The sequence below is a fragment of the Mesorhizobium sp. ISC11 genome, assembly GCF_037162595.1.
Lineage (GTDB): Bacteria > Pseudomonadota > Alphaproteobacteria > Rhizobiales > Rhizobiaceae > Mesorhizobium > Mesorhizobium ciceri.
In genome coordinates, this window is the sequence record NZ_JAVSPW010000001.1 from 4,985,001 (window position 1) to 5,000,018 (window position 15,018).

General features: G+C 63.6%; 17 protein-coding genes. 10 read left to right on the plus strand and 7 right to left on the minus strand.

The window, feature by feature from the left end:
• Positions 1-29: 29 nt before the first annotated feature.
• From RPF88_RS24250 to RPF88_RS24260, 3 genes are read right to left on the minus strand one after another with little or no spacing between them, the layout of a single operon-like run.
• Positions 30-800, minus strand: coding sequence for a DUF429 domain-containing protein (locus RPF88_RS24250; protein ID WP_337123339.1), 771 nt, complete (start codon positions 798-800; stop codon positions 30-32).
• Positions 797-1,681, minus strand: coding sequence for a pyridoxal kinase PdxY (gene pdxY / locus RPF88_RS24255; protein ID WP_063169475.1), 885 nt, complete (start codon positions 1,679-1,681; stop codon positions 797-799). Before pdxY ends, RPF88_RS24250 begins: the two co-directional genes overlap by 4 nt.
• Positions 1,682-1,694: 13 nt before the next feature.
• Positions 1,695-1,946: a hypothetical protein gene (locus tag RPF88_RS24260; protein WP_013528991.1), complete on the minus strand. Its 252-nt coding sequence runs from the start codon at positions 1,944-1,946 to the stop codon at positions 1,695-1,697.
• Positions 1,947-2,109: 163 nt separating this feature from the next.
• Between RPF88_RS24260 and RPF88_RS24265 the strand changes: the two genes are divergently transcribed.
• The 6 genes from RPF88_RS24265 (at position 2,110) to ppa (ending at position 6,578) form a co-directional block, all read left to right on the plus strand.
• Positions 2,110-2,748, plus strand: coding sequence for a LemA family protein (locus RPF88_RS24265; RefSeq protein WP_024504707.1), 639 nt, complete (start codon positions 2,110-2,112; stop codon positions 2,746-2,748).
• Positions 2,749-2,925: 177 nt separating this feature from the next.
• On the plus strand, positions 2,926-3,777 hold the full coding sequence (locus tag RPF88_RS24270) for a TPM domain-containing protein (protein WP_337123343.1): 852 nt from the start codon (positions 2,926-2,928) through the stop codon (positions 3,775-3,777).
• Between the two features lie 4 nt (positions 3,778-3,781).
• Positions 3,782-4,660, plus strand: coding sequence for a TPM domain-containing protein (locus tag RPF88_RS24275; RefSeq protein ID WP_337123345.1), 879 nt, complete (start codon positions 3,782-3,784; stop codon positions 4,658-4,660).
• Between the two features lie 8 nt (positions 4,661-4,668).
• Positions 4,669-5,307, plus strand: a complete 639-nt coding sequence (locus RPF88_RS24280) for a TPM domain-containing protein (RefSeq protein WP_337123346.1) — start codon at positions 4,669-4,671, stop codon at positions 5,305-5,307.
• Between the two features lie 118 nt (positions 5,308-5,425).
• A complete protein-coding gene (locus RPF88_RS24285; protein ID WP_013528996.1) occupies positions 5,426-5,932 on the plus strand; it encodes a GNAT family N-acetyltransferase in 507 nt (168 codons plus the stop codon).
• Between the two features lie 112 nt (positions 5,933-6,044).
• Positions 6,045-6,578 carry an inorganic diphosphatase gene (gene ppa / locus RPF88_RS24290; RefSeq protein ID WP_013528997.1) on the plus strand — a complete coding sequence of 178 codons (534 nt, stop codon included), beginning with the start codon at positions 6,045-6,047 and terminating at the stop codon, positions 6,576-6,578.
• Positions 6,579-6,587: 9 nt separating this feature from the next.
• Here ppa and RPF88_RS24295 read toward each other — a convergent pair whose 3' ends face one another.
• Positions 6,588-7,181, minus strand: a complete 594-nt coding sequence (locus RPF88_RS24295) for a hypothetical protein (RefSeq protein WP_027163693.1) — start codon at positions 7,179-7,181, stop codon at positions 6,588-6,590.
• A gap of 45 nt (positions 7,182-7,226) precedes the next feature.
• Positions 7,227-7,844 carry a TetR/AcrR family transcriptional regulator gene (locus RPF88_RS24300; RefSeq protein WP_013528999.1) on the minus strand — a complete coding sequence of 206 codons (618 nt, stop codon included), beginning with the start codon at positions 7,842-7,844 and terminating at the stop codon, positions 7,227-7,229.
• Positions 7,845-7,918: 74 nt separating this feature from the next.
• Between RPF88_RS24300 and RPF88_RS24305 the strand changes: the two genes are divergently transcribed.
• Together RPF88_RS24305 and RPF88_RS24310 are read left to right on the plus strand one after the other, a co-directional pair.
• On the plus strand, positions 7,919-9,202 hold the full coding sequence (locus RPF88_RS24305) for an MFS transporter (protein ID WP_024504198.1): 1,284 nt from the start codon (positions 7,919-7,921) through the stop codon (positions 9,200-9,202).
• A 195-nt stretch (positions 9,203-9,397) separates the two neighbouring features.
• Positions 9,398-10,957, plus strand: coding sequence for an alkaline phosphatase D family protein (locus RPF88_RS24310; protein WP_442921305.1), 1,560 nt, complete (start codon positions 9,398-9,400; stop codon positions 10,955-10,957).
• A 46-nt stretch (positions 10,958-11,003) separates the two neighbouring features.
• Here the strand turns inward: RPF88_RS24310 and RPF88_RS24315 are convergent, their stop codons facing one another.
• Positions 11,004-11,285, minus strand: coding sequence for a hypothetical protein (locus RPF88_RS24315; protein ID WP_224618852.1), 282 nt, complete (start codon positions 11,283-11,285; stop codon positions 11,004-11,006).
• Between the two features lie 197 nt (positions 11,286-11,482).
• Between RPF88_RS24315 and typA the strand changes: the two genes are divergently transcribed.
• Positions 11,483-13,312: a translational GTPase TypA gene (gene typA, locus RPF88_RS24320; RefSeq protein WP_013529003.1), complete on the plus strand. Its 1,830-nt coding sequence runs from the start codon at positions 11,483-11,485 to the stop codon at positions 13,310-13,312.
• Positions 13,313-13,373: 61 nt separating this feature from the next.
• Here typA and RPF88_RS24325 read toward each other — a convergent pair whose 3' ends face one another.
• Complete coding sequence (locus RPF88_RS24325) at positions 13,374-14,000, minus strand: DUF1062 domain-containing protein (protein ID WP_337123350.1); 627 nt, start codon at positions 13,998-14,000, stop codon at positions 13,374-13,376.
• A 394-nt stretch (positions 14,001-14,394) separates the two neighbouring features.
• On the opposite strand from RPF88_RS24325, the gene RPF88_RS24330 reads away from it, so the two are divergent.
• On the plus strand, positions 14,395-15,009 hold the full coding sequence (locus RPF88_RS24330; protein WP_337123351.1) for a LysE family translocator: 615 nt from the start codon (positions 14,395-14,397) through the stop codon (positions 15,007-15,009).
• The last annotated feature ends 9 nt before the right edge of the window (positions 15,010-15,018 follow it).

Consider the following 15,018-nt stretch of genomic DNA (forward strand, 5'->3'; position numbering starts at 1 on the left):
TGCATCGAGCGCAACCGTGGCCAACAGCGTCACGCCCAGATGGCGACGGGAATGCCAAAGCTGTCGCGGCCCGGCGGGTCGGGAAACGGCCGCGCCTCGCCGTCGACGATGCGACCGGCGATCAGCGTCATCGCGGCTGCGTCGAGGAAGTCATCAGCGGCGGCACCGCGGGGCGGCGGCTGGTCGAGAAAGCCCTTATCATAGCCGAGCCGGCAGAGCAGCGCCTTGCGTTCCGCCATGCCGGCCGGATTGATGCTGCCCTTGATCTTCTTCGGCAGTTGCATGGCTTGATCGCCGTTCAAGCGGCAGAAAGCGACTTCCGGGTGCGATTCAAACACGCGGCTGCGCAAATCGGGCCGCGCGATCAGCACGGCGTCGATCTCGCGGATCTTGGCAAAAATGCCGAACGCCTGGATCGAGACGCCGCGCGGCGGATCGGATGTGGTCAGGGCCACCGCGCTTGCCCTGACGTGCGCGGCATACCAGGCTTCGATGGTGGTGAAGCCGTTGGTGTCGGCATAGAGCGCGGCACGGGACGGGATCGAGAAGACACTGGACTGGCGTGCCCCGAGCAGCGGCCGCACCAGGGCTTCGGGGCCGCGCCCGCCCTTGCCCGAAAAGCCGGGCAGGCCGATCGGCATGTCGACGGCGATGACAGCGTCTACGGGAAGGGATGCGAGCAGGGCAGTGAAGGTTGCAAAGACACCGACCGACGGTGCCATGCCAAAAGTTCGTCGGACGGCGATCCAGCCGGCCTTGCAGCCATCGACGCCGACAAGTACGGCCTCAGTCGATGTCACGCCCGGCGGCCCCGCCCTGGATGTGTGAGGTGGCGAAGCTGGACCATCGCCATCGGATGCGACAGGCTCTGCGCATCGGTTTCGAGCTGCAGTTCGTCGCCGCCGCGCTTGGCGGTGCGTGCCAGGATCTCGTAGACCGCCGCCGTCGTCGATTGCAGCGCCTTGATCGGTGGCTGGCCGGACAGGATGCGTGCCAGGTAAACGGCCGCCGTCAGATCGCCCAGGCCATTCGGCGGCTTGTCGATCAGGCGATGTTCGGCGAGCAGCGCCTGGCTGTTATCGAGCAGGAGGTTGCCGGTGCCGCCCGTCATCATCGACGGCGCCGAGGTGACCAGCATGGTCGATGGTCCGGCGTGCAGCGCCGCCGCGATCACCGATTTCATGTCTGGCAACGCGGCGCCGGCCATCCATTCCAGTTCGTAGCGGTTAGGGGTGGCTATGTCGGCGATCGGCATCAGCCGATCGCGCATGGCGATGGCGGTCGGTTCGGGCACATAGAGGCCGCCCGAATCACCCATCACCGGATCGCAGATATAGACGGCGCCGGGCGTCCTTGCCTTGACCGCGGCGACCAGCGAGGCGACGGCCTCGGCCTGGCCCGCCTCGCCGAGATAGCCGGACAGCACGGCGCCGACCTCACCCAGCCATGGCGCCCGCTCGAGATCGGCCATCAGAGCCTTGAACTCGTCGAGCGGCGGCACGATGCGCGTCGCGCGCCCATGGCCGGGATGCCAGGGCAAGATGACGGTCGGCACCGCCCAGACCGGGAAACCCAGGGTCTCCAGCGCAAAGACGGCGGCACGGTTGCCGACCGAGCCACGCGCGACATGGCTGGAAATGACGATGACCGCACGCGGCGCGTCGGTTTGTTCGGCGCTCATTGTCGTTTGATTCCTAACTGCCCCGGATGACGTAAAGCACGAGCCAGACCATCAGGCCCAGCGCCAGCAGCAGGCCCAGCGTGCGGCCAAAGCGGGTGCCCCAGACTTCGATCGGATCGGCACGATCGGCATCGGCCGCGGTGACGTGATCGTGCATGCCTTTCGCTGCCCGCGCTACAAACGAGTTGCCGGCCGGATCCGTCTCGCGCGCAATGCGCTCGAGGATACGGCGCGATTCCTTGTCGCTGTCCTGGCGTTCCGCCATGATGATGTCCCGTTTTGCCGGACCTTATCGCGTTCGCACGGCCAATCACAGAGCCTTGCAGCGGCACCGGGCGTGCCAGGCGAGGGGCTGCCGGCGCGGGCGGTTTTCTTGCGCGCTGATTGTGGTAATGCTTCGCGTGCAACTTCTACCGAGGGACCCCATCATGTTTGCCCAGCGCCTTGCCTTGCCGTCCACGTTCCGCACGCTGCCCGCCTTCCTGATGATGGCGATCGTGCTGCCGCTGCTTGCAGGCTGCGGCTATAACACCATCCCGACGGCGGAAGAAAATGCCAGGGCGGCATGGAGCGAGGTGCTGAACCAGTATCAGCGCCGCGCCGACCTCATCCCCAACCTGGTCGAGACGGTCAAGGGCTATGCCTCGCATGAAAAGGATACGCTCGACGCGGTGGTCGAGGCGCGCGCCAAGGCAACGCAGATCACGGTAACACCGGAAACGCTGAAGGATCCCGAAGCCCTCAAGAAGTTTCAGGATGCCCAGGCGGGGCTGACCAGCGCGCTGTCGCGGCTGATCGCGGTCTCGGAGGCCTATCCCGACCTCAAGGCCAATCAGAACTTCCTGGCGCTGCAGGCGCAGCTCGAAGGCACCGAGAACCGCATCGCGGTGTCGCGGCGCGATTACATCCAGGCGGTCAGGGACTACAATCTGACGCTGAGGACGTTCCCCTCGGTGCTGTGGGCGACCTTCTGGTTCCGCGGCAACGAGCCCTTCGCCAATTTCACCGTCGCCGAAGACAAGATGCAGCCGCCGAAGGTCGATTTCGGCACGAAGCAGGGCGGGTGAACGTCCACTGTCATCGGAATAAATCCCGCGAAATGACGGGCTGCTGGCGTGCAAACACCCCCCTCTGTCCTACCGGACATCTCCCCCTCAAGGGGGGAGATTGGCAGCTTCGGCGCTGACGCCCATCTTGCGACGTTGAAAATTGGTGAAAGTGGAGATGGCGGCCAATCTCCCCACTTGAGGGGGAGATGCCCGGCAGGGCAGAGGGGGGCGCTCCGGAACGCAAGCCTAGGGTTCCTTTTCGCTCTTCTAAGCCTCCTCTTCCTCCCCTTCACCGCCCTCGCGGCCGATCTCCCGGCGCTGACCGGCCGTGTCGTCGACAATGCCGGCATCATCGACGCCGCGACCAGGGCGGCGCTGACCCAAAAACTCGCCGATTTCGAGACAAAAGGCTCCGACCAGATCGTCGTCGCGACGATTCCCAGCCTTGATGGCGAGGAGATCGAGCCTTACGCCAATCGGCTGTTCCGCTTCTGGAAGCTCGGCCAGGCGAAGGAAAACAATGGCGTCCTGCTGCTGGTGGCCCCGAACGACCGCAAGATGCGCATCGAGGTCGGCTATGGGCTGGAAGGCACGCTGACCGACCTGCACACCAAGCTGATCATCGAAAATGACATGGTGCCGGCCTTCCGCGCCGGGGACTTCTCCGGCGGTATCAGCAAGGCCGTCGACGACATGGTCATGGTGCTGGAAGGCAATCCGGAGGAGCTGGAGGCGCGCGGCGAGCGCAACCAGCAAGCGCCTTTCGATTCCGACGACCTGTTCTTCGCCGTCTTCATCAGCATCTGGGCGATCATCTTCTTCGGCAGCATTGCGGCTTCCGTGCTGCCGCCGATCTTCGGCCAGAAGCTTGGCCCCGGCCGCTACCGCTGGCTTGGCATGACCTTCGAGCCAAGCCGGCGATCCTCCAGTGGCGGCTGGTCGTCGGGGAGTTCCGGCGGCGGCTGGTCTTCGGGGTCAAGCAGCGGTGGAGGCTTTTCCGGCGGCGGCGGTTCGTCCGGCGGCGGCGGCTCGTCGGGAAGCTGGTGATGGCATGATGGTATCCAGCATCAGCCTGTCGAAACGCGACCGCCTCGCCTCGGCCGTCCTGATTGCTGCGGTCGTGCTGTTCTCCTGCGTCATGGCCTACGCGGCCGACCTGCCGGCGCTGACCGGCCGTGTCGTCGACAATGCCGGCATCATCGACGCCGCGACCAGGGCGGCGCTGACCCAAAAACTCGCCGATTTCGAGACGAAAGGCTCCGACCAGATCGTCGTCGCGACGATTCCCAGCCTCGATGGCGAGGAGATCGAGCCTTACGCCAACCGGCTGTTCCGCTTCTGGAAGCTCGGCCAAGCGAAGGAAAACAATGGCGTCCTGCTGCTGGTGGCCCCGAACGACCGCAAGATGCGCATCGAGGTCGGCTATGGGCTGGAAGGCACGCTGACCGACCTGCACACCAAGCTGATCATCGAAAATGACATGGTGCCGGCCTTCCGCGCCGGGGACTTCTCCGGCGGCATCAGCAAAGCCGTCGATGACATGGTCATGGTGCTGGAGGGCAATCCCGAAGAACTGGAAGCGCGGGGCAAGCGCAATCCCGCCGATGACGGCACGTCCATCGATCCGATCTTTGCCGTGTTCCTGATCCTGTGGGCGACGATGTTCTTCGGCGGGATGGCGATGGCGTTCCTGCCGCCGATGTTCGGCACGAAACTGTCGCCGGGCGTGTACAAATGGCTGGGCATGACGTTTCGTTATGGCCGCGGGCCGAGCGGGTACTCGGGCACTGGCTGGACAACCGGTTCGTCGTCGGGCGGCGGCTGGTCTTCGGGTTCGGGCAGTGGCTGGTCCTCGGGGTCAAGCGGCGGTGGCGGATTTTCCGGTGGCGGCGGCTCGTCCGGTGGTGGCGGTTCTTCAGGAGGCTGGTGAGACAGATCATGGCAACGCGACCAATCAGCCCGCAGGATCATGAGCGCATCGCAACCGCGATCCGCGCCGCCGAGGAGAAAACCGACGGCGAAATCTACTGTGTCGTGGCGCATGCCAGCGACGGCTATTTCTTCCCGGCCGCCTTCATGGCGACCGTGTGCATGCTGTTCGTCAGCCTGGCGGTCGGCTACGGTCTGGAGGCCTGGTGGCTGTCGATCCGGCTGCCGCATTTCGTCCTCGCCCAGCTCCTGGCGCTTGCCTGCGTGCTGGCCTTGTTGTGGGCGCTGCCTGGTATGCGCATCCACCTGGTGCCGAGGCGGCTGCGCTACCAGGCGGCGCACGCCAACGCGATCAAGCAGTTCCTCGCCCGCAACGTCCACCGCACCACGGCGCGCACCGGCGTGCTGGTCTTCGTCTCGATCGCCGAGCGCTATGCCGAGGTGGTTGCCGATTCGGGTATCGACGCCAAGGTCGGCCAGCATGTCTGGGATGGCGTCGTGCGCGACCTTACCGTGCATGCCGGTGACGACCGGCTTGCCGACGGCTTCGTCAAGGCGATCGAGTTGGTGGGTGCGGTGCTGGCCGAGCATTTCCCGGTCACTGCGGGCGACAGCAACGAGCTCGACGACCATCTCGTCGAGATTTGAGCCTTTCCACAGAAGTCTTGAAGGCGCCTCACCAGCGCGGTGATCGCCTGTGAGAAAGCAGTCGGCGGGCGGCCCGGACCCTTGCAATCGGGCGATGCGGGTTTATGGTTAACAAATCATGAATACGCTGACGATCGACATCCGGAAAGCCGACCCGCGCGATGCCAGTGCCATCGCCGAGGTGCATCTGGAGGCCTGGCGCGGCGCCTATTCCGGCATCATTCCGCACCGGACCCTGACATCGATGATCAACCGCCGTGGCGCCGACTGGTGGGCGAATGCGATTCGCCGCGCCGCCACCGTTCTGGTCGTCGAAATCGGCGGCAAGATCGCCGGCTATGCGACGATCGGCAAGAACCGCGCCCGTGAACTGCGCCAGCAGGGCGAAATCTACGAATTGTACCTGCGCCCGGAATATCAGGGCATCGGGCTCGGCAGCCGCCTGTTTTCGGCGGCCAAGGCGCGGCTGGCCGATCACGGGCTGAAAGGCATGGTCGTGTGGGCGCTGGAGGACAACCAGAACGCGCTTGCCTTCTATGCCGGCGCCGGTGGCCGCGATGTCGCCGAGGGCGTCGAGATCTTCGAGCAGAAGGCGCTGAAGAAGGTCGCTTTCGTCTGGGAATGACAACCCGGCCTTTCGGCAATTGGGCGTTCCATTCGCATCCAGCACCATTCGCCGCATTGCACCATGGCGCGCCGCCCGCTATCGATCGTCCATCGAGAGAGGGATTTAAGCCATGCGCATTGAAGCCATAGCCAGCGGAAAGAATCCGCCTGAGGACGTCAACGTCATTATCGAGGTGCCGATCGGCGGCGAGCCGATCAAGTACGAGATGGACAAGGAGGCCGGCACGCTGTTCGTCGACCGCTTCCTGCACACCTCGATGCGCTACCCCGGCAATTACGGCTTCGTGCCGCACACGCTGTCGGGCGACGGCGATCCGATCGACGTGCTGGTCTGCAACACGCGCGCGCTGGTGCCGGGCTGCGTCATCAACGTGCGGCCGATCGGCGTGCTGATCATGGAAGACAATGCCGGCCAGGATGAGAAGATCATCGCCGTGCCGTCGCCAAAACTGACGCTGCGTTACGAGAACGTCACCGAATACACTCAGCTGCCCGACATTACGCGCCAGCAGGTGCAGCACTTCTTCGAGCACTACAAGGATCTCGAGCCCGGCAAATGGGTCAAGATCGAAGGCTGGCACGATTCCAAATACGCCAAGAAGATGATCGTCGACGCGATCGAGCGGGCCAAGGCGAGCAAGTAGCCCGACCGGTCAGTTGTCGACCCGGCCGAAAGCCGGCACTTTGCCGATGACGGTGTGTCTGTCCTTGCCGCAGGCGAAGGTGCGCGCCTTGTCGTCGGCAAGCTTGCGCGCCTGGTCGTTGGCGGCGGGATTGCCGGTGGCCAGCACCAGGCCGACGGTGCAGCCGTCGCGGGCGTCCATCTGGCCGACCTTGGCGACGAGCAGCACCTCGGTCGGCTTTTTCTCGTCCTCGGGATTGCTGATCGAGCGGCGATGGATGACGGCATAGGGCACTGCCGTGTCGCCCTTGGTTTCGATGCGCCATTCGACTTTGGCTCCGGACGAATTGAGGCCGGAAAAGCTTTCCCAGACCGTCGTCATGTCGCCGCCGGGCGGAAAACCGTAGAACAGCGATTCACGGGCGTCGTCATAGGCGATCAGTACGGGATAGCCGCGATAGCCTGAACAGGCGAGTTCGGCCCAGTCGCCGTCGCCTTCTTCTGCCTGCGCGTAGGTCACGCAGTCCGTTTTCGAATCCAGATCGGTGTAGGCGCTGGAAATGCCGTCGGCTTGCGCCGCCTGACCGAGACCGACCAGAACAAGCGGGATCAGAATGGCACGCATGGCGGTCAATCCCCGTTGCAAGCCATTGCAGCGTAGCGCCAAACGCTATTTCTTCAAGCTGGCTTCGATCAGCAGGTCGGCATTGCGGGCAACCGCTTGCGCCGGACCGCCGAGGCCGAACAACTGGCCGCTGATATAGGCGCCCTCGATCAGCAGCAGCAGGCCGTCGCCGAGCGTGTCTGGGTCTTGCGCGCCCATCGCAGCCGCCATGGCGCGCAGCCGGCGGCGCAGTTCCTGCTTGTTGGCCTCGCTGACCACGCGAGCCGGGTGGCTGTGGTCGGGATATTCGACCGCCGCATTGGTCATGCCGCAGCCGCGATAGTCCGCCACCTGCGTGCGCTTGCCGATGCGGGTCAGGAAAGCCTTGATCTGAGCGCGCGGGTCGCCGGGATGAGCGGCGACCGCTTCGTCGAAGCGCTCCCAGTATTCACGGTCATATTGCCTGAGATAGGAAGCGGCCAGTTCGTCCTTTGACGGAAAGCTGCGGTAGAGGCTGGGCTTGGTGACGCCGGCACGCTTGACGATCTCGTCGACGCCGATCGCCCTGATGCCGCGCCGGTAGAACAGGTCATAGGCCACATCGAGGATCTTCTTGGCGGCTTTCGGCGGAGCGGATGCATGACCGTCGCTGATGGTCAGTTCAATATTTTTGTCGGTTGGCATCGTGTGACTCGATTGACAATGTTACCGATCGGTACGTATACATGTTCCCACCCTGCAACGTACCGGTCAGTAACATGATAACTCAATCTCGCCCCTTTGGCCAGCGCTACGCTTTCGTCGTGGTCGGCGTCATCTTCCTCAGCCTGCTGGTCGCGGCTGGCCTGCGCTCCGCACCCTCGGTCATGATGCTGCCACTCGAGAACAGTTTCGGCTGGCGCCGCGACATCATCTCCCTGGCCGCCGGTGTCGGCATTCTGCTTTACGGTTTGACGGGGCCATTTGCCGCAGCCCTGATGGAGCGCATCGGGCTGCGCCGCACGCTGCTCGCCTCGCTGGTGGTGATGTCGGGCTCGACCATGCTCAGCCTGCTGATGACCAAGCCGTGGCATCTGTTCATCACCTGGGGCGTGTTCTCGGGCATCGGTTCCGGTGCCGTCGCCAGCGTGCTCGGCGCGACCATCGTCAATCGCTGGTTCAAGACCAATCGCGGCCTTGTCATGGGATTGATGTCGGCCTCCAGTGCCTCGGGCATGCTGGTGTTCCTGCCGCTGATCGCCGCACTGGCACAGTCGGGCGGCTGGCAGCCGGTTGTCATTGCGGTCGCGATCGCGACCGCTGCCCTGATACCGCTGGTCTGGCTGCTGGTGCCGGAGCGGCCGGCATCGATCGGCATGGTGCGCTATGGCGCCGAGGCTGACGATGTGCCGCCGACCCCGCCTGCGTCACAGGGCAACTTTCTGGCGCATACCTTCTCGACGCTGCGCCGTGCTGCCGGCACGCGGGTGTTCTGGTATCTGTTCGCCACCTTCTTCGTCTGCGGCTTCACCACCAACGGGCTGGTCGGCACGCATCTGATCGCGTTTTGCGGCGACATGGGCATTGGCGAGGTGCAGGCCGCCGGCCTGCTGTCGATGATGGGCATTTTCGATCTGATCGGCACGACATTGTCGGGCTGGCTCACCGACCGTTTCGACCCGCGCAAGCTGCTCGGCGTCTATTACGGCATCCGTGGCCTGTCGCTGATTTACCTGCCCTATTCCGGCTTCTCAGCGACCAGCCTGATCATCTTCGCCGTGCTCTACGGTCTCGACTGGATCGCCACCGTGCCGCCGACTCTGAGGCTCGCCAATGAGGCGTTCGGCGATCGCAGTGGGCCGATCGTGTTCGGCTGGATCGTCGCCGGCCACCAGATCGGTGCGGCGACCGCCGCCGCCTTCGGTGGCACCATGCGCGAGTTGCAGGGCAATTACGAACTGGCCTTCCTGATCGCCGGCATGACGGCAATAGCCGCTGCCTGTATCTCGCTGCTGATCAACACCAGCAAGCCGGCATTCGAGCCGGAGCCGCAGGCGGCGTAGGGAGAGACGCTACCGGCCAAGCTGCCATCTCCCCCGCACGGAGGAAGATCGGCAGCTTCGCCGTCCGCGCAAACGCCCACCCGCCTGTTGATCGTCAGAAAAACTTCATGATCCCGAGATGTCCCTGAAACATTGACGCTGGATTTTGGTGGCACTGTTCAAGCCATCCAGGAGACAGCCGTGAACAAGCTTTCGATGACTCGCCGCGCTTTCGTCACCTCCGCCAGCGCCGTTGGCCTGGCCGGCGTCTCGAGCCTGGCGCTGCCTTACTATTCGCGCGCCAGTCAGCGGCCGGCCTTCACCCATGGCGTCCAGTCCGGTGATGTCGACGCAACCAGCGGCATGGTGTGGACGCGCACCGATCGCCCGTCGCGCGTCATGTTCGAAGTGTCGTCGACGGAGAATTTCGCCAATGCGACACGCCTGGCGCCGCTCGATACGTCGCCGGCCAGCGACTACACCGTCAAGCGGCTGCTCACCGACCTCGCTTCGGACCAGGATATCTTCTATCGCATGACGGCAGCCGATCTCGCCGACATCAACGCCGTTTCCGAGCCTATCACCGGGCGCTTCAGGACGGCGCCGGCCTCGAAGCGCGACATCCGCTTTGCCTGGTCGGGCGACACCGCCGGCCAGGGCTGGGGCATCGATGAGACCGGCATGAAGACCTACGCCACGATCGGCAAGCACACGCCCGACTTCTTCCTGCATTCGGGCGACACCATCTATGCCGACGGCGCCATGAAGGACGAGGTCGACCTGCCCGGCGGCGGCAAGTGGAAGAACGTCGTGCTGATCGACGGCAAGCGCAAGGTTGCCGAGACGCTGGACGAATACCGGGACCAGTGGAAGTACAACATGATGGACAGGAACGTGCTCGGCCTCAGCGCCATCTGCCCGACTTTCTACCAGTGGGACGACCATGAAGTCCTGAACAACTGGTCGGATTCGAAGGATCTCAGCGCCGACAGCCGCTATACGGAAAAATCCATCCACGTGCTGGCGGCCCGTGCGGCGCGGGCTTTCCACGAGATGACGACGATCCGCTACGAACCTTCCGAGCCCGGCCGCGTGTATCGCAAGATCGCCTACGGGCCGCTGCTCGACGTGTTCTTCCTCGACATGCGCTCCTATCGCGGCCCCAATGGTCCCGACATGCAGGATGAGATGACGCCGCAATCGCGCATGCTCGGCGAACAGCAGACGAAATGGCTGAAGCGCGAACTGGCGAATTCGAAGGCGACCTGGAAAATCATCGCCGCCGACATGCCGCTCGGCCTCGTCGTCTGGGACGACGGCACCAAGAAGGTTGGTGCCGAAGCAGTCAGCAATGGCGACAATGGCTTGCCAAAAGGGCGTGAGCTCGAGATCGCCGACCTGCTGCGCTTCATCAAGAATGCCGGCATCAGCAACACCGTCTGGCTCACCGCCGACGTGCATTACACGGCCGCGCATTATTACAACCCGGACACGGCGCAGTTCCAGGATTTCAATCCGTTCTGGGAATTCGTTTCGGGTCCGATCCATGCCGGAACGTTCGGGCCGAACGATTTCGACATGACGTTCGGTCCGGAGCTGAAGTTCATCAAGGCGCCGACCGCCGAACAGGGACAGAACCTACCGCCGTCGGCAGGTCTGCAATTCTTCGGGCTGGTCGATATTTCAGGCGCCAGCGAGCAGATGACGGTGCGGCTGATGGATCGCGACGACAACGAACTCTACAAGGTGACGCTCGACCCGGTGCGGTCGGCATAAGCGCGCGCTGATGGAAAGGTGTCGCGCGTCTAGGGCGCGCGATGCCTTAGTCCGGGTAGCAGACCATAGGGATATTCGGCCAGACGGCGCTGTCGCAGTTGGCGGCGTCCTGCCGCTGCTTGAAGGCGGCGCTAACCGGGCCGGTCACCACCGGGTCGACGCCGTCGGGCGCGTCGGCGAAAATCTGCTCGGCCGACTGTGCCTCTGACGGCAAGGCAGGCCGTGATTCCTTCGTCGTCGCGGCCGACTGCGCGGCGTTGGCCGCCAGCAGGACGGCGAAGGCAACAGAGGCGATGAGCGGCCAGAATCGGTTGAGTTTATCGGTCATGACGTTCGAACTGCCCAGGCCCCGAAGGGTTCCCGCCTTGGTTAACAAAATCATCTCACACGCAGATGCTTAAGATTTGATGAGTATTTGGTGACGCGCCTCCTCTTTCGCAACTGCGAAAAACCCTGTATGAGCCGCGCAACCGAAAGAGGCAGCGCCTTTTGGCCTGCTGCCTGCAACGCTTCCGAGACCAGAACATGAAAATCCGTAATATCGCGATCATCGCGCACGTCGACCATGGAAAGACCACCCTGGTCGACCAGCTTTTGAAGCAGTCCGGCTCCTTCCGAGACAATCAGCGCGTGGCCGAGCGCGCCATGGATTCCAACGACCTCGAAAAGGAGCGCGGCATCACCATCCTGGCCAAAGCGACCTCGGTCGACTGGAAGGATACCCGCATCAACATCGTCGACACCCCCGGCCACGCCGATTTCGGTGGCGAGGTCGAACGCATCCTGTCGATGGTGGACTCAGCCATCGTGCTGGTCGATGCCGCCGAAGGGCCGATGCCGCAGACCAAATTCGTCGTCGGCAAGGCGCTCAAGGTCGGCCTGAAGCCGATCGTCGTCATCAACAAGATCGATCGCCCGGACGCCCGTCATGTCGAGGTGGTCAACGAGGTGTTCGACCTCTTCGCAGCGCTCGACGCCACCGACGAGCAGCTCGACTTCCCGATTCTGTACGGCTCAGGCCGCGATGGCTGGGTTTCGGAAAATCCGGAAGGACCGAAGGACCAGCAGTTGGCGCCGCTGTTCGACCTCGTCATCAAGCATGTGCCGGAGCCGACCGTTCATCCCGGTCCGTTCCGCATGATCGGCACCATCCTGGAAGCCAATCCGTTTCTCGGCCGCATCATCACCGGCCGCATCGAGAGCGGCACGCTGAAGGCCAACCAGCCGGTCAAGGTGCTGCACCATGACGGTACCCAGATCGAAACCGGCCGTATTTCCAAGATATTGGCCTTCCGCGGCCTTGAGCGCCAGCCGATCGAAGAAGCGCAGGCGGGCGACATCGTCGCCATTGCCGGCTTGTCGAAGGGCACCGTCGCCGACACGTTCTGCGACCCGAGCGTGAGCGAACCGCTGCATGCGCAGCCGATCGATCCGCCGACCGTGACCATGTCGTTCCTGGTCAACGACAGTCCGCTGGCCGGCACCGAAGGCGACAAGGTGACCAGCCGCGTCATCCGCGACCGCCTGCTGCGCGAAGCCGAAGGCAATGTCGCGCTGAAGATCGAGGAATCGCCTGACAAGGATTCGTTCTTCGTCTCCGGCCGCGGCGAATTGCAGCTGGCCGTGCTGATCGAGACGATGCGGCGCGAAGGCTTTGAAATCGCCGTGTCGCGTCCGCGCGTCGTCATGCAGAAGGGCGAGAATGGCGAATTGCTGGAGCCGGTCGAAGAAGTCGTCATCGACGTCGACGAGGAGCATGCCGGCGTCGTCGTGCAGAAGATGTCCGAGCGCAAGGCTGAGATGGTCGAACTGCGCCCATCCGGCGGCAATCGTCAGCGCATTGTCTTCCATGCACCGACCCGTGGCCTGATCGGCTACCAGTCGGAGCTTTTGACCGACACGCGCGGCACCGCCGTGATGAACCGGCTTTTCCATGCCTATGAGCCCTACAAGGGCGAGCTGCCAGGCCGCACCAATGGCGTGCTGATTTCCAACGAACAGGGCGAATCGGTCGCCTACGCCATGTGGAACCTGGAAGATCGCGGCCCGATGGTCATCGATCCGGGCGTCAAGGTGTATCAGGGCATGATCATCGGCATCCATAGCCGCGACAATGACCTTGAAGTGAACGTGCTCAAGGGCAAGAAGCTGACCAACATCCGTGCCGCCGGCAAGGACGAGGCGGTCAAGCTGACCCCGCCGATCCGCATGACGCTGGAACGCGCGCTGGCCTGGATCCAGGACGACGAGCTGGTCGAAGTGACGCCGAAGACCATTCGGCTGCGCAAGCTCTATCTCGATCCGAACGAGCGCAAGCGGTTCGAGAAGTCGTCCAAGGTGGTCGGCGCGGCGTAAGCTCTTATTTTTTCCAACAGCGGAGAGGGGCGGAGCAACCAGTGTTCCGCCCCTTTTTCGTTCATCCACCGGCAGCCGCGATGATGGCCTGCCGATCGGCCTCGCCGGCCAGATCGATGCGGATCGTGTTTCCCGCACGGGCCGGCTTGCGCAGGGCCTTTGCTCCATCCGGGTCAACGATGAGCAGCCGCTTCTCCTCCAGCGCCTGAAGCCGTGATCGCGAGATGCAGAGTTCGCTTGCGAGCAGCCGGTCGAGCCGCAGCGATGTCGGCATTTCGAGCCCAAGCTGGAGTTCCAACACGGTCGCGGCTTCCCTGGTGTCGCCGAGCCTGCGCTTGTGAACGCTGACATCGGAGAACTCCTCGACGCGCCCGATCCGGTTGCGCAACGCCACCGCATCGAAGGCATGACGGTGAGCGAGTGCAGGATCGTTGCTTTCGAGCGCCGCCAGCAGCGCCGGGTCGATGTCGCGGCGGTTGCAGCGTTCGAAAATGCCGAAATTCCAGGAATTGTCGCAGTCGATGCAGCGATAGATCAGCCACACGTCGATGCGTTTGCCATTGGCGTTGACGCGGAACTTTCCGCTGCTGCAATAGGCCCTCACGGTGCGGCAGCGGTTGCAATTGATGAGCGGTCGAGGTGCGGTCTTGGGCGCGATTGCCCAGTGGATACGCAGAAGTCCAGACATGCCGATAAGCCCTTCCCGTCGGGAAGTTCATCAGGCCGGCGATGTCGAGATGCCCATGCGGGCGCGGCGTGGCGGTCGCTTGCTATGATCGGAAATCGGATGTCACGGGCGGCAGCGCGCAACAACGGTTCAGCAGTGCCAAACCGGTCTCGAACCGCCGCCCAGAAGAACACATGAAAATGAAAACAGATACCGCAAATGCGGTGTCATGCAGTGTGTCGGGGGAGTTGGCGAGACCGGCGGTTACGTAGGCAAAGTGAAGCTCAAAATTGTTTCGCGATGGCCTTTCTAGCCGCGACATGCCGGACCGACAAGGGTCTTTTGTCGGTGCTACCGCAGCCGAGCCACTTGCGTTAATATCCGAAATCGAAGGTTTTCAACCAGAGACCCGGTTATGCACCCCACCTCGCTCCTGATTTTCGCCGCCGCTCTGTTCATTGCCGCGGGCTCGCCTGGGCCATCGATCGCGGCGCTTGTCGCCCGCGTCATCTCGAAAGGGTTTCGCGACGTGTTCCCGTTCCTGCTCGCCATGTGGATCGGCGAGGGCATCTGGCTATCGCTGGCGGTGTTCGGGCTGGCTGTCGTGGCGCAGACCTTCCATTTCGCCTTCGTCGTGGTGAAATGGGTCGGCGTTGCCTATCTCGCTTACCTCGCCTGCAAGATGTGGACCGCGCCTGTCGATGCAAAAGAGGGCGAGATGCCGCGCGAGGATTCGGCGATAAAACTGTTCTTCGCCGGCATGGCGGTGACGCTCGGCAATCCCAAGATCATGATGTTCTACCTGGCGCTGCTGCCGACCATCATCGACCTCGCTTCGGTCAGCATCGTCGGCTGGGTCGAGCTGACGGCGACCATGGCCGTGGTGCTGGTCGCCATCGATCTCGCCTGGGTGCTCGCCGCATCACAGGCGCGCAAGCTTTTGAAGAGCAAGCGCGCCATGAAGATCGCCAATCGCATCAGCGCCACGACGATGGCCGGTGCGGCGGCCGCCATAGCGACGCGGTCCTGAGCCGGCGCG